This is a genomic window from Pseudomonas sp. HY2-MNA-CIBAN-0224, assembly GCF_040310285.1.
GTDB classification, from domain to species: Bacteria; Pseudomonadota; Gammaproteobacteria; order Pseudomonadales; family Pseudomonadaceae; genus Aquipseudomonas; species Aquipseudomonas helleri.
Window position 1 is genome coordinate 43,194 of the sequence record NZ_JBEOPQ010000015.1, and the last position, 16,065, is coordinate 59,258.

Annotated in this window: 16 protein-coding genes and 1 tRNA gene; 11 read left to right on the forward strand and 6 right to left on the reverse strand. The window is 57.7% G+C overall.

What is annotated here, in order from left to right:
* Positions 1-39 precede the first annotated feature (39 nt).
* From AAEZ03_RS09895 to AAEZ03_RS09915, 5 genes are all read right to left on the reverse strand, one after another.
* Positions 40-810 (reverse strand): 3-hydroxybutyrate dehydrogenase, encoded by a 771-nt coding sequence (locus tag AAEZ03_RS09895; RefSeq protein WP_082148725.1) that lies wholly within the window; start codon positions 808-810, stop codon positions 40-42.
* A gap of 123 nt (positions 811-933) precedes the next feature.
* Positions 934-1,215, reverse strand: a complete 282-nt coding sequence (locus AAEZ03_RS09900) for a peptidylprolyl isomerase (RefSeq protein WP_048370005.1) — start codon at positions 1,213-1,215, stop codon at positions 934-936.
* Positions 1,216-1,311: 96 nt separating this feature from the next.
* Positions 1,312-2,193 (reverse strand): esterase/lipase family protein, encoded by an 882-nt coding sequence (locus tag AAEZ03_RS09905; RefSeq protein WP_153374629.1) that lies wholly within the window; start codon positions 2,191-2,193, stop codon positions 1,312-1,314.
* 276 nt (positions 2,194-2,469) lie between these two features.
* Positions 2,470-3,561, reverse strand: a complete 1,092-nt coding sequence (locus tag AAEZ03_RS09910) for a 3-deoxy-7-phosphoheptulonate synthase (RefSeq protein ID WP_278937695.1) — start codon at positions 3,559-3,561, stop codon at positions 2,470-2,472.
* A 649-nt stretch (positions 3,562-4,210) separates the two neighbouring features.
* Positions 4,211-4,453, reverse strand: coding sequence for a DNA-binding protein (locus tag AAEZ03_RS09915; RefSeq protein ID WP_123748863.1), 243 nt, complete (start codon positions 4,451-4,453; stop codon positions 4,211-4,213).
* An 81-nt stretch (positions 4,454-4,534) separates the two neighbouring features.
* Here AAEZ03_RS09915 and AAEZ03_RS09920 point away from each other — a divergent pair, with 81 nt between their 5' ends.
* The 7 genes from AAEZ03_RS09920 to AAEZ03_RS09950 all read left to right on the forward strand — a co-directional run bounded on the left by AAEZ03_RS09920 (position 4,535) and on the right by AAEZ03_RS09950 (position 9,963).
* Complete coding sequence (locus AAEZ03_RS09920) at positions 4,535-4,900, forward strand: helix-turn-helix domain-containing protein (RefSeq protein WP_123748864.1); 366 nt, start codon at positions 4,535-4,537, stop codon at positions 4,898-4,900.
* Positions 4,901-5,035: 135 nt separating this feature from the next.
* Positions 5,036-5,674 (forward strand): response regulator transcription factor GacA, encoded by a 639-nt coding sequence (gene gacA, locus AAEZ03_RS09925; protein ID WP_082148726.1) that lies wholly within the window; start codon positions 5,036-5,038, stop codon positions 5,672-5,674.
* A gap of 2 nt (positions 5,675-5,676) precedes the next feature.
* Positions 5,677-7,500, forward strand: a complete 1,824-nt coding sequence (gene uvrC / locus AAEZ03_RS09930) for an excinuclease ABC subunit UvrC (RefSeq protein ID WP_350578147.1) — start codon at positions 5,677-5,679, stop codon at positions 7,498-7,500.
* A gap of 32 nt (positions 7,501-7,532) precedes the next feature.
* The gene (gene pgsA, locus AAEZ03_RS09935) at positions 7,533-8,090 is read left to right on the forward strand and encodes a CDP-diacylglycerol--glycerol-3-phosphate 3-phosphatidyltransferase (RefSeq protein WP_048370021.1); all 558 of its coding nucleotides are present in this window, start codon (positions 7,533-7,535) and stop codon (positions 8,088-8,090) included.
* Positions 8,091-8,156: 66 nt separating this feature from the next.
* Positions 8,157-8,232, forward strand: a tRNA-Gly gene (locus AAEZ03_RS09940).
* 277 nt (positions 8,233-8,509) lie between these two features.
* Positions 8,510-8,959, forward strand: a complete 450-nt coding sequence (locus AAEZ03_RS09945; RefSeq protein WP_123748865.1) for a nuclear transport factor 2 family protein — start codon at positions 8,510-8,512, stop codon at positions 8,957-8,959.
* Positions 8,960-9,024: 65 nt separating this feature from the next.
* Positions 9,025-9,963, forward strand: coding sequence for a LysR family transcriptional regulator (locus AAEZ03_RS09950; protein ID WP_350578150.1), 939 nt, complete (start codon positions 9,025-9,027; stop codon positions 9,961-9,963).
* Positions 9,964-10,009: 46 nt separating this feature from the next.
* Here the strand turns inward: AAEZ03_RS09950 and AAEZ03_RS09955 are convergent, their stop codons facing one another.
* Complete coding sequence (locus tag AAEZ03_RS09955) at positions 10,010-11,113, reverse strand: alkene reductase (protein WP_123748867.1); 1,104 nt, start codon at positions 11,111-11,113, stop codon at positions 10,010-10,012.
* Between the two features lie 421 nt (positions 11,114-11,534).
* Here AAEZ03_RS09955 and AAEZ03_RS09960 point away from each other — a divergent pair, with 421 nt between their 5' ends.
* From AAEZ03_RS09960 to msrA, 4 genes are read left to right on the forward strand one after another with little or no spacing between them, the layout of a single operon-like run.
* The gene (locus AAEZ03_RS09960) at positions 11,535-13,571 is read left to right on the forward strand and encodes an ATP-binding cassette domain-containing protein (protein ID WP_350578153.1); all 2,037 of its coding nucleotides are present in this window, start codon (positions 11,535-11,537) and stop codon (positions 13,569-13,571) included.
* 14 nt (positions 13,572-13,585) lie between these two features.
* Positions 13,586-14,635: an ABC transporter substrate-binding protein gene (locus tag AAEZ03_RS09965; RefSeq protein WP_350578156.1), complete on the forward strand. Its 1,050-nt coding sequence runs from the start codon at positions 13,586-13,588 to the stop codon at positions 14,633-14,635.
* A complete protein-coding gene (locus AAEZ03_RS09970) occupies positions 14,632-15,552 on the forward strand; it encodes a homocysteine S-methyltransferase family protein (RefSeq protein WP_350578159.1) in 921 nt (306 codons plus the stop codon). Before AAEZ03_RS09965 ends, AAEZ03_RS09970 begins: the two co-directional genes overlap by 4 nt.
* On the forward strand, positions 15,549-16,016 hold the full coding sequence (gene msrA / locus AAEZ03_RS09975) for a peptide-methionine (S)-S-oxide reductase MsrA (protein ID WP_123748871.1): 468 nt from the start codon (positions 15,549-15,551) through the stop codon (positions 16,014-16,016). Before AAEZ03_RS09970 ends, msrA begins: the two co-directional genes overlap by 4 nt.
* Positions 16,017-16,065: the final 49 nt, after the last annotated feature.

Here is a 16,065-nt window from a genome sequence, read left to right on the forward strand (position 1 = left end):
TGCATTTTTGCATGGCTAACAAGCAGGATTGCGCGCCCACTATTGCGCCAACCAGCCGCCGTCGACATTCCAGGCTGCGCCGCGCACTTGGCTGCCGGCTTCACTGCACAAAAACAGCACCAACTCGCCGAGTTGCGGCGGGGTGACGAACTCAAGTGACGGTTGTTTCTCGGCCAGCAGGTCATGCTGGGCCTGGTACGGGTCGATCCCTTGGCTGATGCGCTGGTCGATTTGCTTTTGTACCAGCGGCGTGAGCACCCAGCCGGGGCAGATGGCGTTGCAGGTGATATTGCTGGTGGCGGTTTCAAGGCCGACCACTTTGGTCAGGCCGATGACCCCGTGCTTGGCAGCCACATAGGCGGCTTTGCCGACCGAGCCGACCAGGCCATGAACCGAGGCGATATTGACGATGCGGCCCCAGCCGCGCTTGCGCATGCCGGGCAGGGTGAGGCGGGTACTGTGAAACACCGAGGACAGGTTGATCGCGATGATCGAGTCCCACCGCTCGACCGGGAACTCTTCGACGCTGGACACGTGCTGAATGCCCGCGTTGTTGACCAGAATGTCGATGCCGCCGAATTCGCGTTCGGCGTAGTGGATCATGTCGGCGATTTGCGCAGGGTCGCTGACATCGGCCGGGTGATGCCCCACCTTGCCGCCAAACTGTTGCAGTTCGGCAATGACTTTGCTGGCGTCGCCAAAACCGTTGAGTATCAGGTCGGCGCCAGCCTTGGCCAGGCTTTGCGCGATACCCAGACCAATACCGCTGGTGGAACCGGTAACCAAGGCGGTTTTACCTTTCAGGCTCATGATCAATTCCTCAGGTGAGACACGGTGATTTCATCGATGAGGAAACTTAGCACGCGTTTCGCGACTGCGGATACGAAACGGCCCACCTAAAGGTGGGCCGCTTTCACGCAGAGCCTGGGGGGATTAGTCCTGGCGGCTGGTGACTTCCAGCAGGTGGTAACCGAACTGGGTTTTAACCGGGCCTTGCACCACGTTGATTGGCGCGCTGAAGACCACGGTGTCGAATTCTTTAACCATCTGGCCTGGACCGAACGAACCCAGGTCGCCGCCTTGACGGCTGGACGGGCAAGAGGAGTTGGCCTTTGCAACTTCGGCGAAATCAGCGCCGCCTTCGATTTGTGCTTTCAGTTCGTTGCACTTGGCTTCGCTGGAAACCAGGATGTGACGGGCAGTGGCTTTGGCCATGGGGAGTTACTCCTTTCAAGAAAGTGGTGAGCCTACCGGATTCAGTGGCTTTTTTCTCGGCAAAGTTCCCATGGGCTGATGATCCGGCGTTCAGCCTCAAAGGCCCTGGTTCTTCAAGCGTTGCGCATGCTCGATATACAGCGCCACGGGGTTGGCCTTGCGGCGAGTCATGCCGGCCATTTGATTGATGGTGTCCAGGTGGTCCATCTCATAATCCGATTGAATGACCGTGCCCAGGTGCGAGCTGAAGCGGCCAACCAGGCCGTCATTGGCTTTGCTTTCACGGGTAAAGAAGCTAGAAAACACGCGGCAGGCGTTGTGCATGGGATCAAACAGGTTCATAGATTCCGAGAGCAACGAGCCTTTGATAATGCCGCTCCAGGAGTAATAGAACACGTCGTTGACCTGCGCTGCCCCCATACCGCCCCACGTTGCTGGCAGGCCTTGCGGGTATTTTTTGTTGAAGTCGGCAACACCCTTTGAGGTCAGGGCATTGAGGGCTTCAAGTGAATGCTGGGGCAGTTTGGGTTTGCCGCTGAGTATCGACATGAAGGTGCTGAAGGCGGTGATCAGGGCTGCCGCCGCAGTCTCTGGCAATTGGCCGGGGGTGAAGGCCAGGCGCAGGCGGTCGGCAAGCTCGGAGCCGTGATTGGGGCCGCTGACGGAGGTCACCGAGGCCACCGATTCAGGGTCGACAGCAGCGGCATAGCGTGCGGTGAGGGCGCCCTGGCTGTGCCCGATCAAATTGACCCGCTTGGCGCCCGTTTGCTGGCGCAGGTCATGGATGTGCGCGAGCAATTGTTCGCCACGGGTTTCGTTGTTGTGGGCGGCGGACACGGAGGCCGTGAATACGTGGGCGCCTGAATCGTGCAGCGCTTCTTTGATGCCGTTGAAGTAATGCAGTGGCCCGATCCGTTCAAAGCCGAACAGTCCATGGACCAATAAAAGGGGGTAGCGAGTGCTGGGGGTGCGGTGCATGTTGTTTCTCCAGAGAGTGTTTTGAGGTCATAAAAACACCTTAGTCGACAACATGAAGCGGGCAGATTGGGTTGCAGGGTATTACCGTCGGCCGCGCCAGGCTGTGGGCCTACAGGCAGAGCGGGCGCTGGATGATTCCAGGTGCGCGAGGGCGGTAATCGTTTAAAGTCGGGAGTGTTTCAGACGGCATCTGTCGGCTTGCCTGTCAGACGGGATCGACTTCGCGCAACCGTGGGCAGTGCCCAGCGGTGCGCATTCAGTCAGGCAGGACGATTTTTAGCTGGCGGCCAGCAGCGCACGGCGTTGCAGTTGCAGTTGGCTTGCCGCATCGCGCAGTAACTGCTCGGTGGCTTCCCATCCCAGGCAGCCGTCAGTCACAGAGACGCCGTAGCGCAGGTCGTTGCCCAGCGCTTGGCAACCCTCGAAAAGATGGCTTTCGAGCATCACGCCAATCAGCGAGTGATCACCTTCCAGGCGTTGCGCCAATACGTCTTTGAACACGTGCGGCTGGCGCAGAGGGTCTTTGCCGCTGTTGGCGTGGCTGCAGTCAACCATCAGGCGCGCAGGGATGGCGTTTTTTTCTAGACCGGCGCGGGCCTTGGCCACGCTGCTGCGGTCGTAGTTCGGGCCGCTGTGGCCGCCGCGCAAGACCAAGTGGGTGTCCGGGTTGCCGGAGGTCATGATGATGGCCGGATGCCCTTGGCTGTCGACACCGAAGTGGCGGTGGCCGTGGGCGGATGAACGCATGGCGTCGCACGCGATGCCTACGCCGCCGTCAGTACCGTTTTTGAAGCCTACAGGCAGGTCCAGGCCGCTGGCCATTTCGCGGTGGATTTGGGATTCGGTGGTGCGCGCACCAATCGCCGCCCAACCCAGCACGTCATCTAAGTAGCCGGCCGCCATGGGTTGCAGCAGTTCGGTAGATACGGGCAAGCCCATGCGCAGCATTTCAATCATCAGCTCGCGCGACAGAGTCAGGCCGTGGGCCATGTCGTCGCTGCCGTCCAGATGCGGGTCGTAGGCCAGGCCTTTCCAGCCGATGGTGGTGCGGGGTTTTTCGACGTAGGCACGCATCACCAGCAACAGGTCTTCGCTCAGGTCGCGAGACAGGGCGGCCAGTTGGCTGGCGTATTCCAGTGCCGAGACCGGATCGTGAAGGGAGCAAGGGCCAACGACTACTAACAGGCGGGAGTCTTCGCCATTGAGGATGGCGCGGATGGCTTGGCGCTGCTGACTCACCAACTGGCTGAGTTCTGCGCCCAGTGGCAACTGCTGTTTGAGCTGTGAGGCGCTGGGCAGGCGCTGGGTCAGGGCAGCTTTGGTGTCGGTGTGAGCGGTGTTTGGCAGAGCAGATACAGATGCGTTCATGGTGTGTGCTTCCTGGGCAGGCGGCGGGCTTTCCCGCGCGCTCAGCCCTACTGGGGTGTTCGACAATTGGCCAGACTGGCTGTGAGTTCATGCGTGCCACCGATGTGGGTCCGTTCGGAGGCGGCAGGCTGTCCCGAACGGCGGCTGATAAATCGCCAGGCAGTGCAAAGGTCGAAGCGGTAATAAGTGGTGTAGTTCATGTGTGCATTCCTCAAATAAGTCATTTTTGCAGGGGCTAAAAAAACAAAACCCCCGGTCGGGTAGCCGACCGGGGGTGAGAATTCTCTGGTAGGCGACCCCTTGAAAGTGGCCGCCGGATGGGTATCAGGCGCGCCAGTGGCTAAACCAATACCCAAAATAAAATCGTGCAGTCGAGTGTGCATTGTGCGTGCGCACAGCAGCAGCCTGGCGCTGGGTAGCGACCTGCTTGCTAATGGCTGTGTGTACGTTATGCAACATGTGTGTTCTCCACTGAATGGTCAGGAGCTTACTCGAGAGCGATAGCGCGATTCAATTAAAAATTGCTATCGGCATCATGTCTTTAAACCTGCGGCTTTGGCACCCTATCTGCGACAGAGCGAGGTGGATGAGCAGAAAGTGCTACTCTGATTGCAGGTTCCTCGCCTGTACCTTAGAACAGTTGATCCGTTCAATCAGGTTTGTCTTTTTCATTACCTGTTGATTCGCTGATAGACGGAGCAATGATGCCGTCCTTCATTCCCAGAAGAACAGCCACCTTGTGGGCCTCTCCACGCTTCCCTTTTTTTCGGCCCGCGAGCACTTGATAGGTCGTTGCTGCGTCGACGCCGTGTTCTCGAGCGAACTCTTGAACAGATTTTCCTTGATGTTCAAGCCAGGCCTTGGCTTGTGCGGCAGTGCGGATTCCGGGCATAGTTCAAAACCGTTCAAAAAGGTTCAATTCCAGCGAATTATACCATCCTTATGGGTGTTTAAAATGGGATCTAGTATTCAAATGAGTGAGATCGGTTCGCGTTTGAGGCAAGAAAGAGAACGTCTTGGCCTTTCGCAGAAAGTTTTTGGCGAGATCGGAGGCGTTGAGGCCAATGCCCAAGGTAAGTATGAACATGGTGATCGTGCGCCAAAAGCTGATTATTTGTCACGTGTAGCGCAGCGGGGTGTGGACGTTCTATATGTATTGACCGGTACACGTACCCCAACGCTGGTCGATAATTTGACTCAACTGGAAGAAAAAGTTTTGGTCAATTACCGGGGCCTTCATAAAGATGATCAGGATGCCATTCGCCAGTTGACTACCACCCTGGCGAAAGTGTCGGTTACTCAATCAGTGAGAAAGCTTCAAGAACCTAATGACGCATAAGTCGTTCTAAGTGAATCGTTTTTGTATTGTTCGACGAATGGGATTGAGCCACGCGAGAATGATAGAGAGGTCGACGCAACTATTTTTTGTTAAGGTGGTCGGCACCAACTTAGACGCAATTTGCGAGGTGTCGACTTGATTCGGGTTCTGGTGGTCGATGATCACGATCTTGTGCGTACGGGCATTACACGAATGCTGTCGGATATCGATGGTCTGCAGGTCGTCGGTCAAGCCGAGTCTGGTGAAGAGGCACTCGCCAAGGCGCGTGAGTTGAAACCGGATGTCGTCCTGATGGATGTCAAGATGCCTGGCATTGGTGGCCTGGAAGCAACGCGCAAAATGATGCGCAGCCATCCGGACATCAAAGTCGTCGCGGTAACAGTGTGTGAAGAGGACCCGTTCCCGACGCGTTTGTTGCAGGCAGGCGCTGCGGGTTATATGACCAAAGGGGCTGGTTTGGCCGAAATGGTTCAGGCCATTCGCCTGGTGTTTGCCGGGCAGCGCTATATCAGCCCGCAAGTGGCTCAGCAGCTGGCGCTCAAGTCTTTCCAGCCTGCCAGTGATTCTCCTTTTGATGCATTGTCTGAACGCGAGATCCAGATCGCGTTGATGATTGTCGGCTGTCAAAAGGTCCAGGTCATTTCCGACAAGCTTTGCCTGTCGCCCAAAACAGTCAACACCTACCGCTATCGCATTTATGAAAAACTCTCGGTCAAAAGTGATGTTGAACTGGCGTTGCTGGCCGTTCGTCATGGCATGGTTGATGCTGGCTGACGATGACTGACGTGTTTGATTCCAGTGCATTTCTGTCGACGTGTAGCGGCAGGCCCGGCGTGTATCGCATGTTCGACAGTGAGGCGCGTCTGCTTTATGTGGGCAAAGCCAAGAACCTGAAAAAACGCCTGGCCAGCTATTTCCGCAAAACCGGGCTGGCGCCCAAAACAGCGGCGCTGGTTAGCCGTATCGCGCAAATCGAAACCACGATCACCGCCAACGAAACCGAAGCGTTGCTGCTGGAGCAGACGCTGATCAAGGAGTGGCGCCCGCCGTACAACATCCTGCTGCGCGACGATAAGTCTTATCCGTATGTGTTTCTGTCGGATGGTCAATACCCGCGCCTGAGCATTCATCGCGGGGCCAAGAAGCAGAAGGGCAAGTATTTCGGGCCTTACCCCAGCGCGGGGGCAATCCGTGAAAGTTTGAGCCTGTTGCAGAAAACCTTCATGGTCCGTCAGTGCGAAGACAGCTATTTCAAGAACCGCACCCGGCCGTGCTTGCAGTACCAGATAAAGCGTTGCAAGGGGCCGTGTGTGGGCCTGGTTGAGCCAGAGGTCTATGCTCAGGATGTACGCCACTCGGTGATGTTCCTTGAGGGACGCAGTAGTGCGTTGACGGAAGAGCTCGGTAACGAGATGGAGCAGGCCGCCAGCACCCTCGATTTTGAGCGGGCAGCCGAAATACGCGATCAGATTTCGTTATTGCGTCGGGTTCAGGACCAACAAAGTATGGAAGGTGGCACCGGCGATGTGGATATCGTCGCGGCCTTCGTCAACCCGGGCGGTGCCTGCGTGCATTTGATCAATGTGCGCGGTGGTCGCGTGCTGGGCAGCAAAAACTTCTTCCCGCAGGTGGGGATCGAGGAGGAGGTGGCCGAAGTCATGGCTGCGTTCCTCGGGCAGTACTACATCAGCAGCCCCGAGCGCGATTTGCCGAGCGAGTTGATCGTCAACGTCGAACACGAGAGCTTTGCTGCTATCAGCGAGGCGATTGAAGCCTTGCGCGGGCGCGAGATGGCCATCAGTTATCGCGTGCGCGGTACCCGCGCGCGCTGGCAGCAATTGGCCGTGACCAACGCTGAGCAGGCGTTGAGCGCGCGCCTGACCAACCGTCTGCATGTTGCGGCGCGCTTTGAAGCGCTGGCGCAAGTCTTGAAGCTCGATGAAGTCCCCCAGCGGCTGGAATGCTACGACATCAGCCACTCCAGCGGCGAAGCCACCGTTGCCTCTTGCGTGGTATTTGGCCCGGAAGGCCCGATCAAATCTGACTACCGGCGTTTTAACATCGAAGGTGTGACCCCGGGCGATGACTATGCAGCCATGCACCAGGCCTTGATGCGCCGTTTCAGTCGGCTCAAGGAAGGCGAGGGCAAGCTGCCCGACATCCTCCTGGTCGACGGGGGCAAGGGGCAGCTTTCGATGGCCCGTGACGTGCTCAATGAGCTGGCCGTACCGGACCTGATTTTGCTCGGCGTGGCCAAAGGCACGACGCGCAAGGCGGGCTTTGAAACTCTATACCTGAACGATGCAGCCCATGAATTCACCTTGAAAGGTGACTCGCCGGCGCTACATTTGATCCAGCAGATCCGCGACGAGGCCCACCGCTTTGCCATTACCGGGCATCGTGCGCGACGTGGTAAAACCCGTAACACGTCAACCCTGGAAGGGATTGCGGGGGTGGGGCCAACTCGTCGCCGTGACCTGCTGAAACATTTTGGTGGATTACAAGAGCTGTCTCGTGCCAGCATCGAAGAAATTGCCAAAGCACCCGGTATCAGTAAAAAGCTCGCTGAGTTGATTTATGCAAACCTGCACAGCGAGTAGAATGCTCCCTCACCTCGTAGCCAGTTGTGCCGATGAATATCCCTAATTTGATCACCGTTCTACGCGTTCTTCTGATTCCGTTCTTTATTCTGTTGTTTTACCTCCCGTACAGCTGGAGTTATGCCGCGGCAAGCTCGGTGTTCGCCTTTGCCGCTGCAACGGACTGGCTGGATGGTTATCTGGCCCGCCGACTGGAACAAAGCACGCCGTTCGGTGCCTTTCTGGACCCGGTTGCCGACAAATTGATGGTGGCGGTCGCGCTGGTGTTGCTGGTGCAAGAGCATCACAACTTCTGGCTGACCTTGCCGGCAGCGGTGATTATTGGCCGTGAAATTGTCATCTCGGCCTTGCGCGAGTGGATGGCAGAGCTGGGTGCGCGCGCCCAGGTTGCCGTGTCGAACATGGGCAAATGGAAAACAGCGGCGCAAATGCTGGCGTTGGTCATTTTGCTGGCCAACCCGTCAGACTTCAGCTTCTGGGTCCTGATTGGCTATGGGTTACTGATGGTCGCGGCGGGGTTGACGCTGTGGTCGATGGTTCAATACTTGCGGGCTGCCTGGCCGCATTTGAAGACCACCTCGACAAAATAAATAAAACTTTTTGAATCAAGGGGTTGACGCATTCTTTGAAATCTATAGAATGCGCAACACCAAAACGCGGGAATAGCTCAGTTGGTAGAGCACGACCTTGCCAAGGTCGGGGTCGCGAGTTCGAGTCTCGTTTCCCGCTCCAAATAAAGATTCACAGAGTTCAACTGAAGTCTGTGAATCGTTGAAAAAAGGACCTTCGGGTCCTTTTTTCGTTTCTTCGCACCTACTAAAACCATCGTTGTCGGGTGCGCTTACATCTCTCTTGGCCGTTGCGTCAGTGCTCTATTCCATCCTTCAATTCCATAATGTTTGGAATTAATCCCGCATTATCTTTCTCCTAATCTTGACTACAGTGACCTTTCTACTGATTGGGCGTTGGCACCCAATCCCCAGGCATGCATCTTTAAGAGGTCACTGGCATGGACATCAAACTCAAGGCACTGCTGGATCGCGAAGAGATTCGCGCACTCCGCACGCTTTACGCACACCATCTGGACAGCAACAATATCGCGGCGCTGGACCAGGTTTTTTCGGCAGACGCCGTGGTGCAAGTCACGGTCGGCAACATGCATGGCATCGACGCTATACGTACTGGCCTGGCTGAGGCTTTCACGCTGTTCGATCGGGACAAGCAAGGGAGTTATCCCTTTATGCATGCCATTGTGAACCACTGGATCCAGTTGACCGGGCCCGATACGGCGCAAGGTCGCTGCTACTTGATCGATTTTGAAACGGCTTCGAAACCCGATCCAAACCCGTTGCTGTTGCTTGGCCTGTATGCCGATCAGTATCAGCGAATCGACGGGGAGTGGCGCATCACCCATACCCGCCTTGAGGTGGTCTGGCCTGAGCGTAATGCCCGTGAATAAGCCACGATCAAGCTGGTAGGGGGACGATCCCATTCTGAAAACAGCCCCAGGCCCTGGAGCCTCTAATGTCTGAAAACCCTTTTGACGGTATTCGCGAGTTTGTGTCTGCCGCTCAGTCACTAAGCTTCACGGCAGCCGCGCTTGAGCTGGGTGTGACCAGTTCGGCGGTGGGTAAAAGTGTCACGCGCCTTGAGGCACGTTTAGGGGTGAAGCTGCTGCATCGCACCACCCGGCGTCTGGTGTTGACCGCTGAAGGCGAGGCATATCTGGCCAGTTGCCTGCGAGTGATGGATGAGCTGGCCGAAACGCAGGGTTTTTTAACCACTGGCCAGCAAGCGCCTGTCGGCCGGCTGCGCATCGATCTTCCTGCAGCCTTTGGCCGTCGGCATATTTTGCCGACGCTGATCGACATGGCGGTGCGTTATCAGCAGCTCGATCTGTCCGTCAGCTTCAGTGAGCGGCTGGTAGATATCGTCAACGAGGGTGTCGACCTGGTGGTCAGAATCGGTGTGTTGAAAGATGACGCCGAAATAGTTGCCCGCAAACTGGGCAGCCAGAGCCTGCTGATTTGTGCGACCCCGGCCTATCTACAAGCGCATGGCACGCCACAGGCGCCCGATGATCTGCTGCATCACGATTGCATTGTCGGCTGGCGTAATGGCACCCGCAAAACCTGGATGTTGAAGGACGAAAAGGGGCAGACCCATGAACACGAGGTGCGGGTCAAGCATGAGGTGGGTGATGGGGAGATGTTATTGAACCTGACCCTTGCCGGGGGCGGCCTGGCGCAACTGCCCACTTGGCTGGTGCAAACACCTGTTGAGCAGGGCCTGTTGGTCCCGGTGCTTGAAGCCTGTGCCGGGGCTGAAATGCCGATTCACGTGATCTGGTCACGGACGCGTTATCTTCAGCCCAAGGTCCGCATGGTCGTGGATGAACTGCTGGCACTTGCACAACGTGATGTGCTGATTTTTCGACCGGATTTGGGCCCTGCGGCAGTTTAAAATAGTGACTTGAAGCGCCCCGGGCGGGCGCTTCAAGTGAGTTCGGTTACTGGGCGGGCGTATAAAACGGGTAGTCGACGTAGCCTTTTTCGCCGCTGTTGCCGTAGAACGTTGAGCGATCAGGCAGCGCAATCGGCCAGTCGTTTTTCATCCGCTCTACCAGGTCCGGGTTTGCAATAAAGGGTCGGCCAAATGCGACCAGATCCAGCTCACCTGACGCCAGCGCCGCCTCGGCCGATTCGCGATCAAAGCCTCCGGCGGCAATCAAGGTGCCTTGGTACGAATCGCGAAAGGTCTGGGCAAAATCTTCAGGCATGCGTTCGGCGCCAATGGTCAATTGATCGCTCAGGTGAACATAGGCAATGCGCCGATTTTGCAGTTCGCGCGCGACGGCTACCCAGGTCTCTGCCTCGTCATCAAAGGGCGCCATATCAAACAGCCGGCCAAAGGGCGAAACCCGCACCCCCACCTTGCTGCGACCGATTGCATCGGCGACCGCATCAAGGGTTTCTAACAGCAGGCGAATGCGGTTTTCAATGGAGCCGCCATAGCGGTCCGTACGGTCGTTGACCGTTGGATTGATAAATTGCTCAAACAGATAACCATTCGCGCCATGAATCTCCACCCCGTCAAAACCCGCTTCAACCGCTCTGCGGGCAGCCAGGACAAAGTCGTGTTTGAGCGCTTCAACTTCTTCGGTCGACAACGCACGGGGAGGGCTGGCTTGAATCGGTCCGGGCTGACCGTCTTGGTTGTAGGCATAGGCCAGCGAGTTGGCCGCCAGCTTGGCGCTGGAGGACACCGGGGCGCCGCCATCGGGTTGCAAGGTGGTGTGCGATACCCGGCCCACGTGCCAGAGCTGGGCGAAGATCTTGCCGCCGTCTTCATGCACGGCACGGGTGACGTTTTTCCAGCCTTCTACTTGCTCTTGGGTGTAAAGGCCGGGGTTGAACAGATAGCCGCGGCCCTGAACGGAAACCGGAACCCCTTCACTGATGATCAGCCCTGCGCTTGCCCGCTGGCGGTAATAGAGCACCGTCAATGCGTCAGGCACGGTAGTCAACGCGCGTGCGCGAGTCATGGGCGCCATCACGACACGGTTCTTCAGTTCTATGCCCGACAACGTGTAGGGAGAAAATAGAATGCTCATTAGGGGACCTCTGAAGTGGAGCGCTCCATGGCGCTGATCAGGGCCAATATACGGCGCCAAGTCCTTCAGATAATCGGCTGCACATTCCAAACATTCAGGCACTCGGTTCCACAATCAACTGTGGCAGCGCGATTGTCACAAACCGAAATAATTAAGAAGCTTAAGCTAATAATTAAATAGTATTTATTTTTGTTTTTTAAGATCGTTTAGCTTTATGCCTCTCTACAGCGTCGGGCTTTAAGCCCGGCGCTTTTTTGCATCAGGCTAACTGTTCTCAGGTCATGCGCTGACGCTCAACTTTTGCAGCCTGTGGGCGAACCAGATGCCCGTTTTCAAGCGGCGTTTGTCAGGAGCACCTGTGACAGTCATTCAACTTCCTTTGGCGGCGGAGCCAACTCCATCGCCACAAAGGCCTCTTCAAGTGCCTACCGAATTCGCCAACAAGGGCGATGTGGTGCTTGAGTTTCGGGGCGTCACCAAAACCTATTCAGGGAAAAAAGCCGCCCCTGGGTTATTGGCCGTCAGCGACGTCAGCTTGCAAGTGCGGCGCGGTGAGGTCTTGTGCCTGATGGGCACTTCAGGCAGCGGCAAGTCAACGTTGTTGCGCCATATCAACCGCCTGATCGAGCCCACCAGCGGTGATGTGTTGATTGATGGTCAAGCCATCAGCGGGCTGAACGACAAAGGCTTGCGGGATTTGCGCTCGCGCCGTATCGGCATGGTCTTTCAGCACTTTGGCCTGTTACCCCATCGTACGGTGCTGGATAACGTCGCGCTGCCGCTGGAGTTGCGTGGCGAACCCGAGCCGGTTCGTCATGCCGCTGCCACCTTGCAGTTACAGGCGGTGGGGTTGCAGGGTTGGGGGGAGCACTATCCCCACGAGCTTTCCGGGGGCATGCAGCAACGGGTCGGCCTGGCCCGGGCCTTGGTGACAGAGCCAGACATCCTGCTGATGGACGAGCCTTTCAGTGCGCTGGATCCGACTATCCGCCGCGACCTGCAAAATCACTTTCTGGCGCTGGCGCACGAGCGCGGCATCACCACCTTGCTCGTCACCCATGACCCGGCAGAAGCCCTACGCCTCGCGGATCGCATCGCCGTGCTGCGCCATGGTCGTTTAGTGCAAGTGGGGACCCCTGAGGCGTTGCTCGAACACCCCGCTGATGCCGAAGTTGCCGACTTTTTCCGTGATTCCCTGCCCGCGCCTTCGGTCGCGCAAAAGGCTGCCAGTGTCAGCCTCCAGGCGCCAGGCAATGAGCCTCAGGCGTCACCGGATGCGCCAGGTTTGCGGGGCTGGCAAGCCCTGTTACTGGGGCCGGCAGCGCTGGCCGACCGCGGCAAAGGCGGTTTGTTCTGGCTGGCGTTTGCCGCTGAACTGGCAGCCCTGGCTACGTTCGGCCAAGGCATTCTCAGCGCATCGTGGCTTGCGGTGTTGGCGGCGGTAGTGGTGTTCGCTGCCAGCCGATTCACTGCGCTGTCTGTCAGCCGCCAACCTGTGCGGCGCAATGCGTCGGGGTGGGGGTTACCGTTGGCCGTGCTGCTGGTCAGCCAGGCGTTGGCGATCTGGCGCGTCTTTACCCCGGACACGGCCAACGCCTTGTTTGAGTTTCCGGCGAACCGGCAGTTGTTATTGCTGGCAGCCGACAGCATCGACCAATTCATTGGCTGGTCCCAAGTGGCGTTCGAAGGTGCGTTTGTCGGCGTGATCGTTGCGGTGCGCACGGTTATCGAGGGCATAGAGAACGTCTTGGGTTGGTTGCCATGGTCGGTCTCGGCACTGGCGTTGGTGTTGCTGGCCTGGCGTTCGGCGGGGTTGGGGCTGGCCCTGACCAGCAGCGTTGCGCTGCTCTACATCGGGCTGTTCGGCTTTTGGGAACGCACCATTTCCACGCTGGCGCTGGTGGGTTCATCGGTCTTGATTGCTTTGGTCATCGGCGTGCCTACCGGCATTGTGCTGGCGAAACGGGCGCGGATACGCCGGGTGGTCACGCCGTTGCTGGATGCCATGCAGACGCTACCCACGTTTGTGTATCTGATTCCTGCCGTGGCGTTCTTCTCTGTGGGCAAGACGCCTGCGGTCATTGCCACGGTCATTTTTGCCCTGGCGCCGATGATCCGCCTGACATCGCTGGGTATTCAGGAAGTGCCCAAGGATGCCGTCGAGGCTGCTGTCGCCCACGGTGCCAGCCCTTGGCAAACCCTGGTCAAAGTGCAATTGCCGCTGGCACGCCGTTCGCTGCTGCTGGGGATTAACCAGACCATTGTCATGAGCTTGTCGATGGTGGTGGTCGCTGCGCTGATTGGCGCGGGCGGGCTGGGCTACGACGTGATGACGGCGCTGCGCAACATCAAGGGCGGCGAGGGCATCCTCGCGGGGGTGGCGATTGTTCTGTGTGCATTAATTCCGGATCGAATCATTCAATCGAGCTTGCGCAAGCAAGATCGCGCGCACCATTAACTGTGAGACTTATCGTGAAGACACCTCTGTTGCGTTCATTGGGGGCAGCCGCGCTGCTGGCCTCCCTGATTCTTCCGGCCAGCGCATTTGCCAAAGAAAAAATTGTGATTGGTGAGCAGAACTGGACCGGTGCCATTGCTATTCAGAATATCCTCGGCGAGGTGATCAAAAGTCGCCTCGATGGCGATGTCTCGTACCTGGCCGGTGACGTCCCGGTACTGTTCAGCGCTGCCGCCAAAGGCGATGGCTCGGTGGACGTGCTGACCGATATCTGGCTGCCGAACCAGTCGGCGGCCTGGGCCAAATATGTCACGGGTGGCACCCGCTCACTGGTGCCGAACCTCAAGCCTTATGCGGGTGAGCAAGGCTTTTATATTCCGGGGTATTTGCAGGACAAATACGGCGTTAAATCCGTCTACGACCTGAAAAAACCTGAAATCGCCAAGCTCTTCGAACCGCTGGGTGGCGGCAAGGCTCAATTGTTGGTTGGGCCGGCGGGTTGGGAGTCGACCTACATTGGTGAAATCAAGGCCAAGGATTACGGTTTTGCAGACAAGTTCGAGTCTGTGTCCACCGAAGCCTCCGTGACTTACGCCAAGCTGGCTGCGGCATACAAGGCGGGGCGCGGCGTGGTCTTTTACGCCTACACCCCGGACTGGATTTTCTCGGCCTTTGACCTGCGCCGTCTGCAAGAGCCTGCGTTCGATGGCTATGCCCAGGACAACAAAAAGGGTGACCCGCTGTACAAAGCCGACGGCTGCTGGAAGTTCATCAGCCCGACAGTTGACCCTGACTGGCTGAACAAAAGCCAGATCACCTGCGCTTATCCGGACGCCAAAGTGCATATCCTGGCATCAACCGCCTTGCAGAAACGCGCGCCGAAAATTGCCGAGTTCCTGCGCAACGTAGCCATTGACCCGGCGCAGCTGAATGACCTGATCCTGAAGATCGAAAAGCAAAAAGTACCGGCTGATATCGCGGCCAAAGAATGGATCAAGGCCAACCCAGCGACGGTTGATCAATGGCTTGCAGCCTCGGCGCCTACCGTGAGTGCCAACCCATGAGCCACGTCTCCTTGCGTTTGCTGGATGGTGGCATGGGCCGCGAATTACAGCGGAGCGGGGCACCGTTTCGCCAACCTGAGTGGTCAGCGCTTGCGCTGATCGAGGCACCCGAGTATGTGCTTGAGGCCCATCGCGCGTTTATTGCGGCCGGTGCCCGGATCATCACGACCAACAGTTATGCGGTGGTGCCATTTCATATCGGCGATGAGCGCTTTATCGAGCAGGGGTTAGCGCTAGCCGGGCGTGCTGGGGCGCTCGCCCGCCAGGCTGCATCCGCCAGCAAGGAGCCGGTCACGGTGGCCGGCTCGTTGCCGCCAGCCTTGGGCTCTTATCGACCAGACTTATTTGACCATCAGCGTTCGGTGGCGATTCATCGCCAGTTGATCGCGGGTCTTGAGGCCCATGTCGATGTCTGGCTGGCGGAAACCCAAAGCTCCATCGCTGAAGTCCGCGCGGTGGTTGAAGCTCTGGATAACAATCCGAAACCGCTTTGGCTGTCGTTTACCTTGCTGGACGAGGTCGGTGAGCCACCACGCTTACGCTCGACTGAAGCGGTCGCCGACGCTGTGCGGGCGGCCATCGAGTTGGGCGCAAAGGCGGTGCTGTTTAACTGCAGCCAGCCGGAAGTCATGGGCGCTGCGCTGGCGCAAGCGCGAGAGGTACTTGAACAACTGAGTCAAACCCTGGACTTGGGGGTTTACGCCAATGCCTTCCCCCCTGTCAGCAGCGAAGCCAAAGCCAATAGCACGTTGCTTGAAATCAGACGTGATCTTGGCCCTGAGGCTTACCTGAGCTGGTCGAGAACCTGGGTGGCGGCCGGTGCCAGTATTGTGGGTGGGTGCTGCGGCATAGGCCCTGAGCACATCGCGCAGTTGCGTTCGAGTTTATTGCCAGAAAAAGAGAAGGGTGGCGCATGACGGATTTTAATGAAGAGGCACTGGCTGAACAGGCAACCTTTGGCGCCGGTTGTTTTTGGGGCGCAGAGGCGTCGTTCCGGGCATTGCCCGGAGTGATTGACAGCCGGGTGGGCTTTGCCCGCTTTGCCGAGGATGAGTCGGCGTTGATCGAGGTGGTACAGGTCGACTTCGATGCCCAAGTGATTACTTACGACCAACTGATCGCTCACTTTTGGACCGTGCACGATCCCGCTTCTGTGGACCGCCAAGGTGCAGATGTCGGCATCAAATACCGCTCAGCGCTGTTTTTCGGGTCTGAAGAGCAGGCGAAGGTCGCATCGGTTGCCAGGCAGGCGCTGGAAGCGTCGGGAGCGTTGAACCGGCCTGTAGCGACGGTGATTGTGCCGTTAGTTGAGTTTGTGCTCGCCGATGAAGAGCATCAGCGATACCTCGAAAAACATGGCGGCAGCAGCTGTTCCATCTAATGGCTACGCAGTGGCGTTAACGTATCAGTCGCATTCTGTGGCGGCTGAT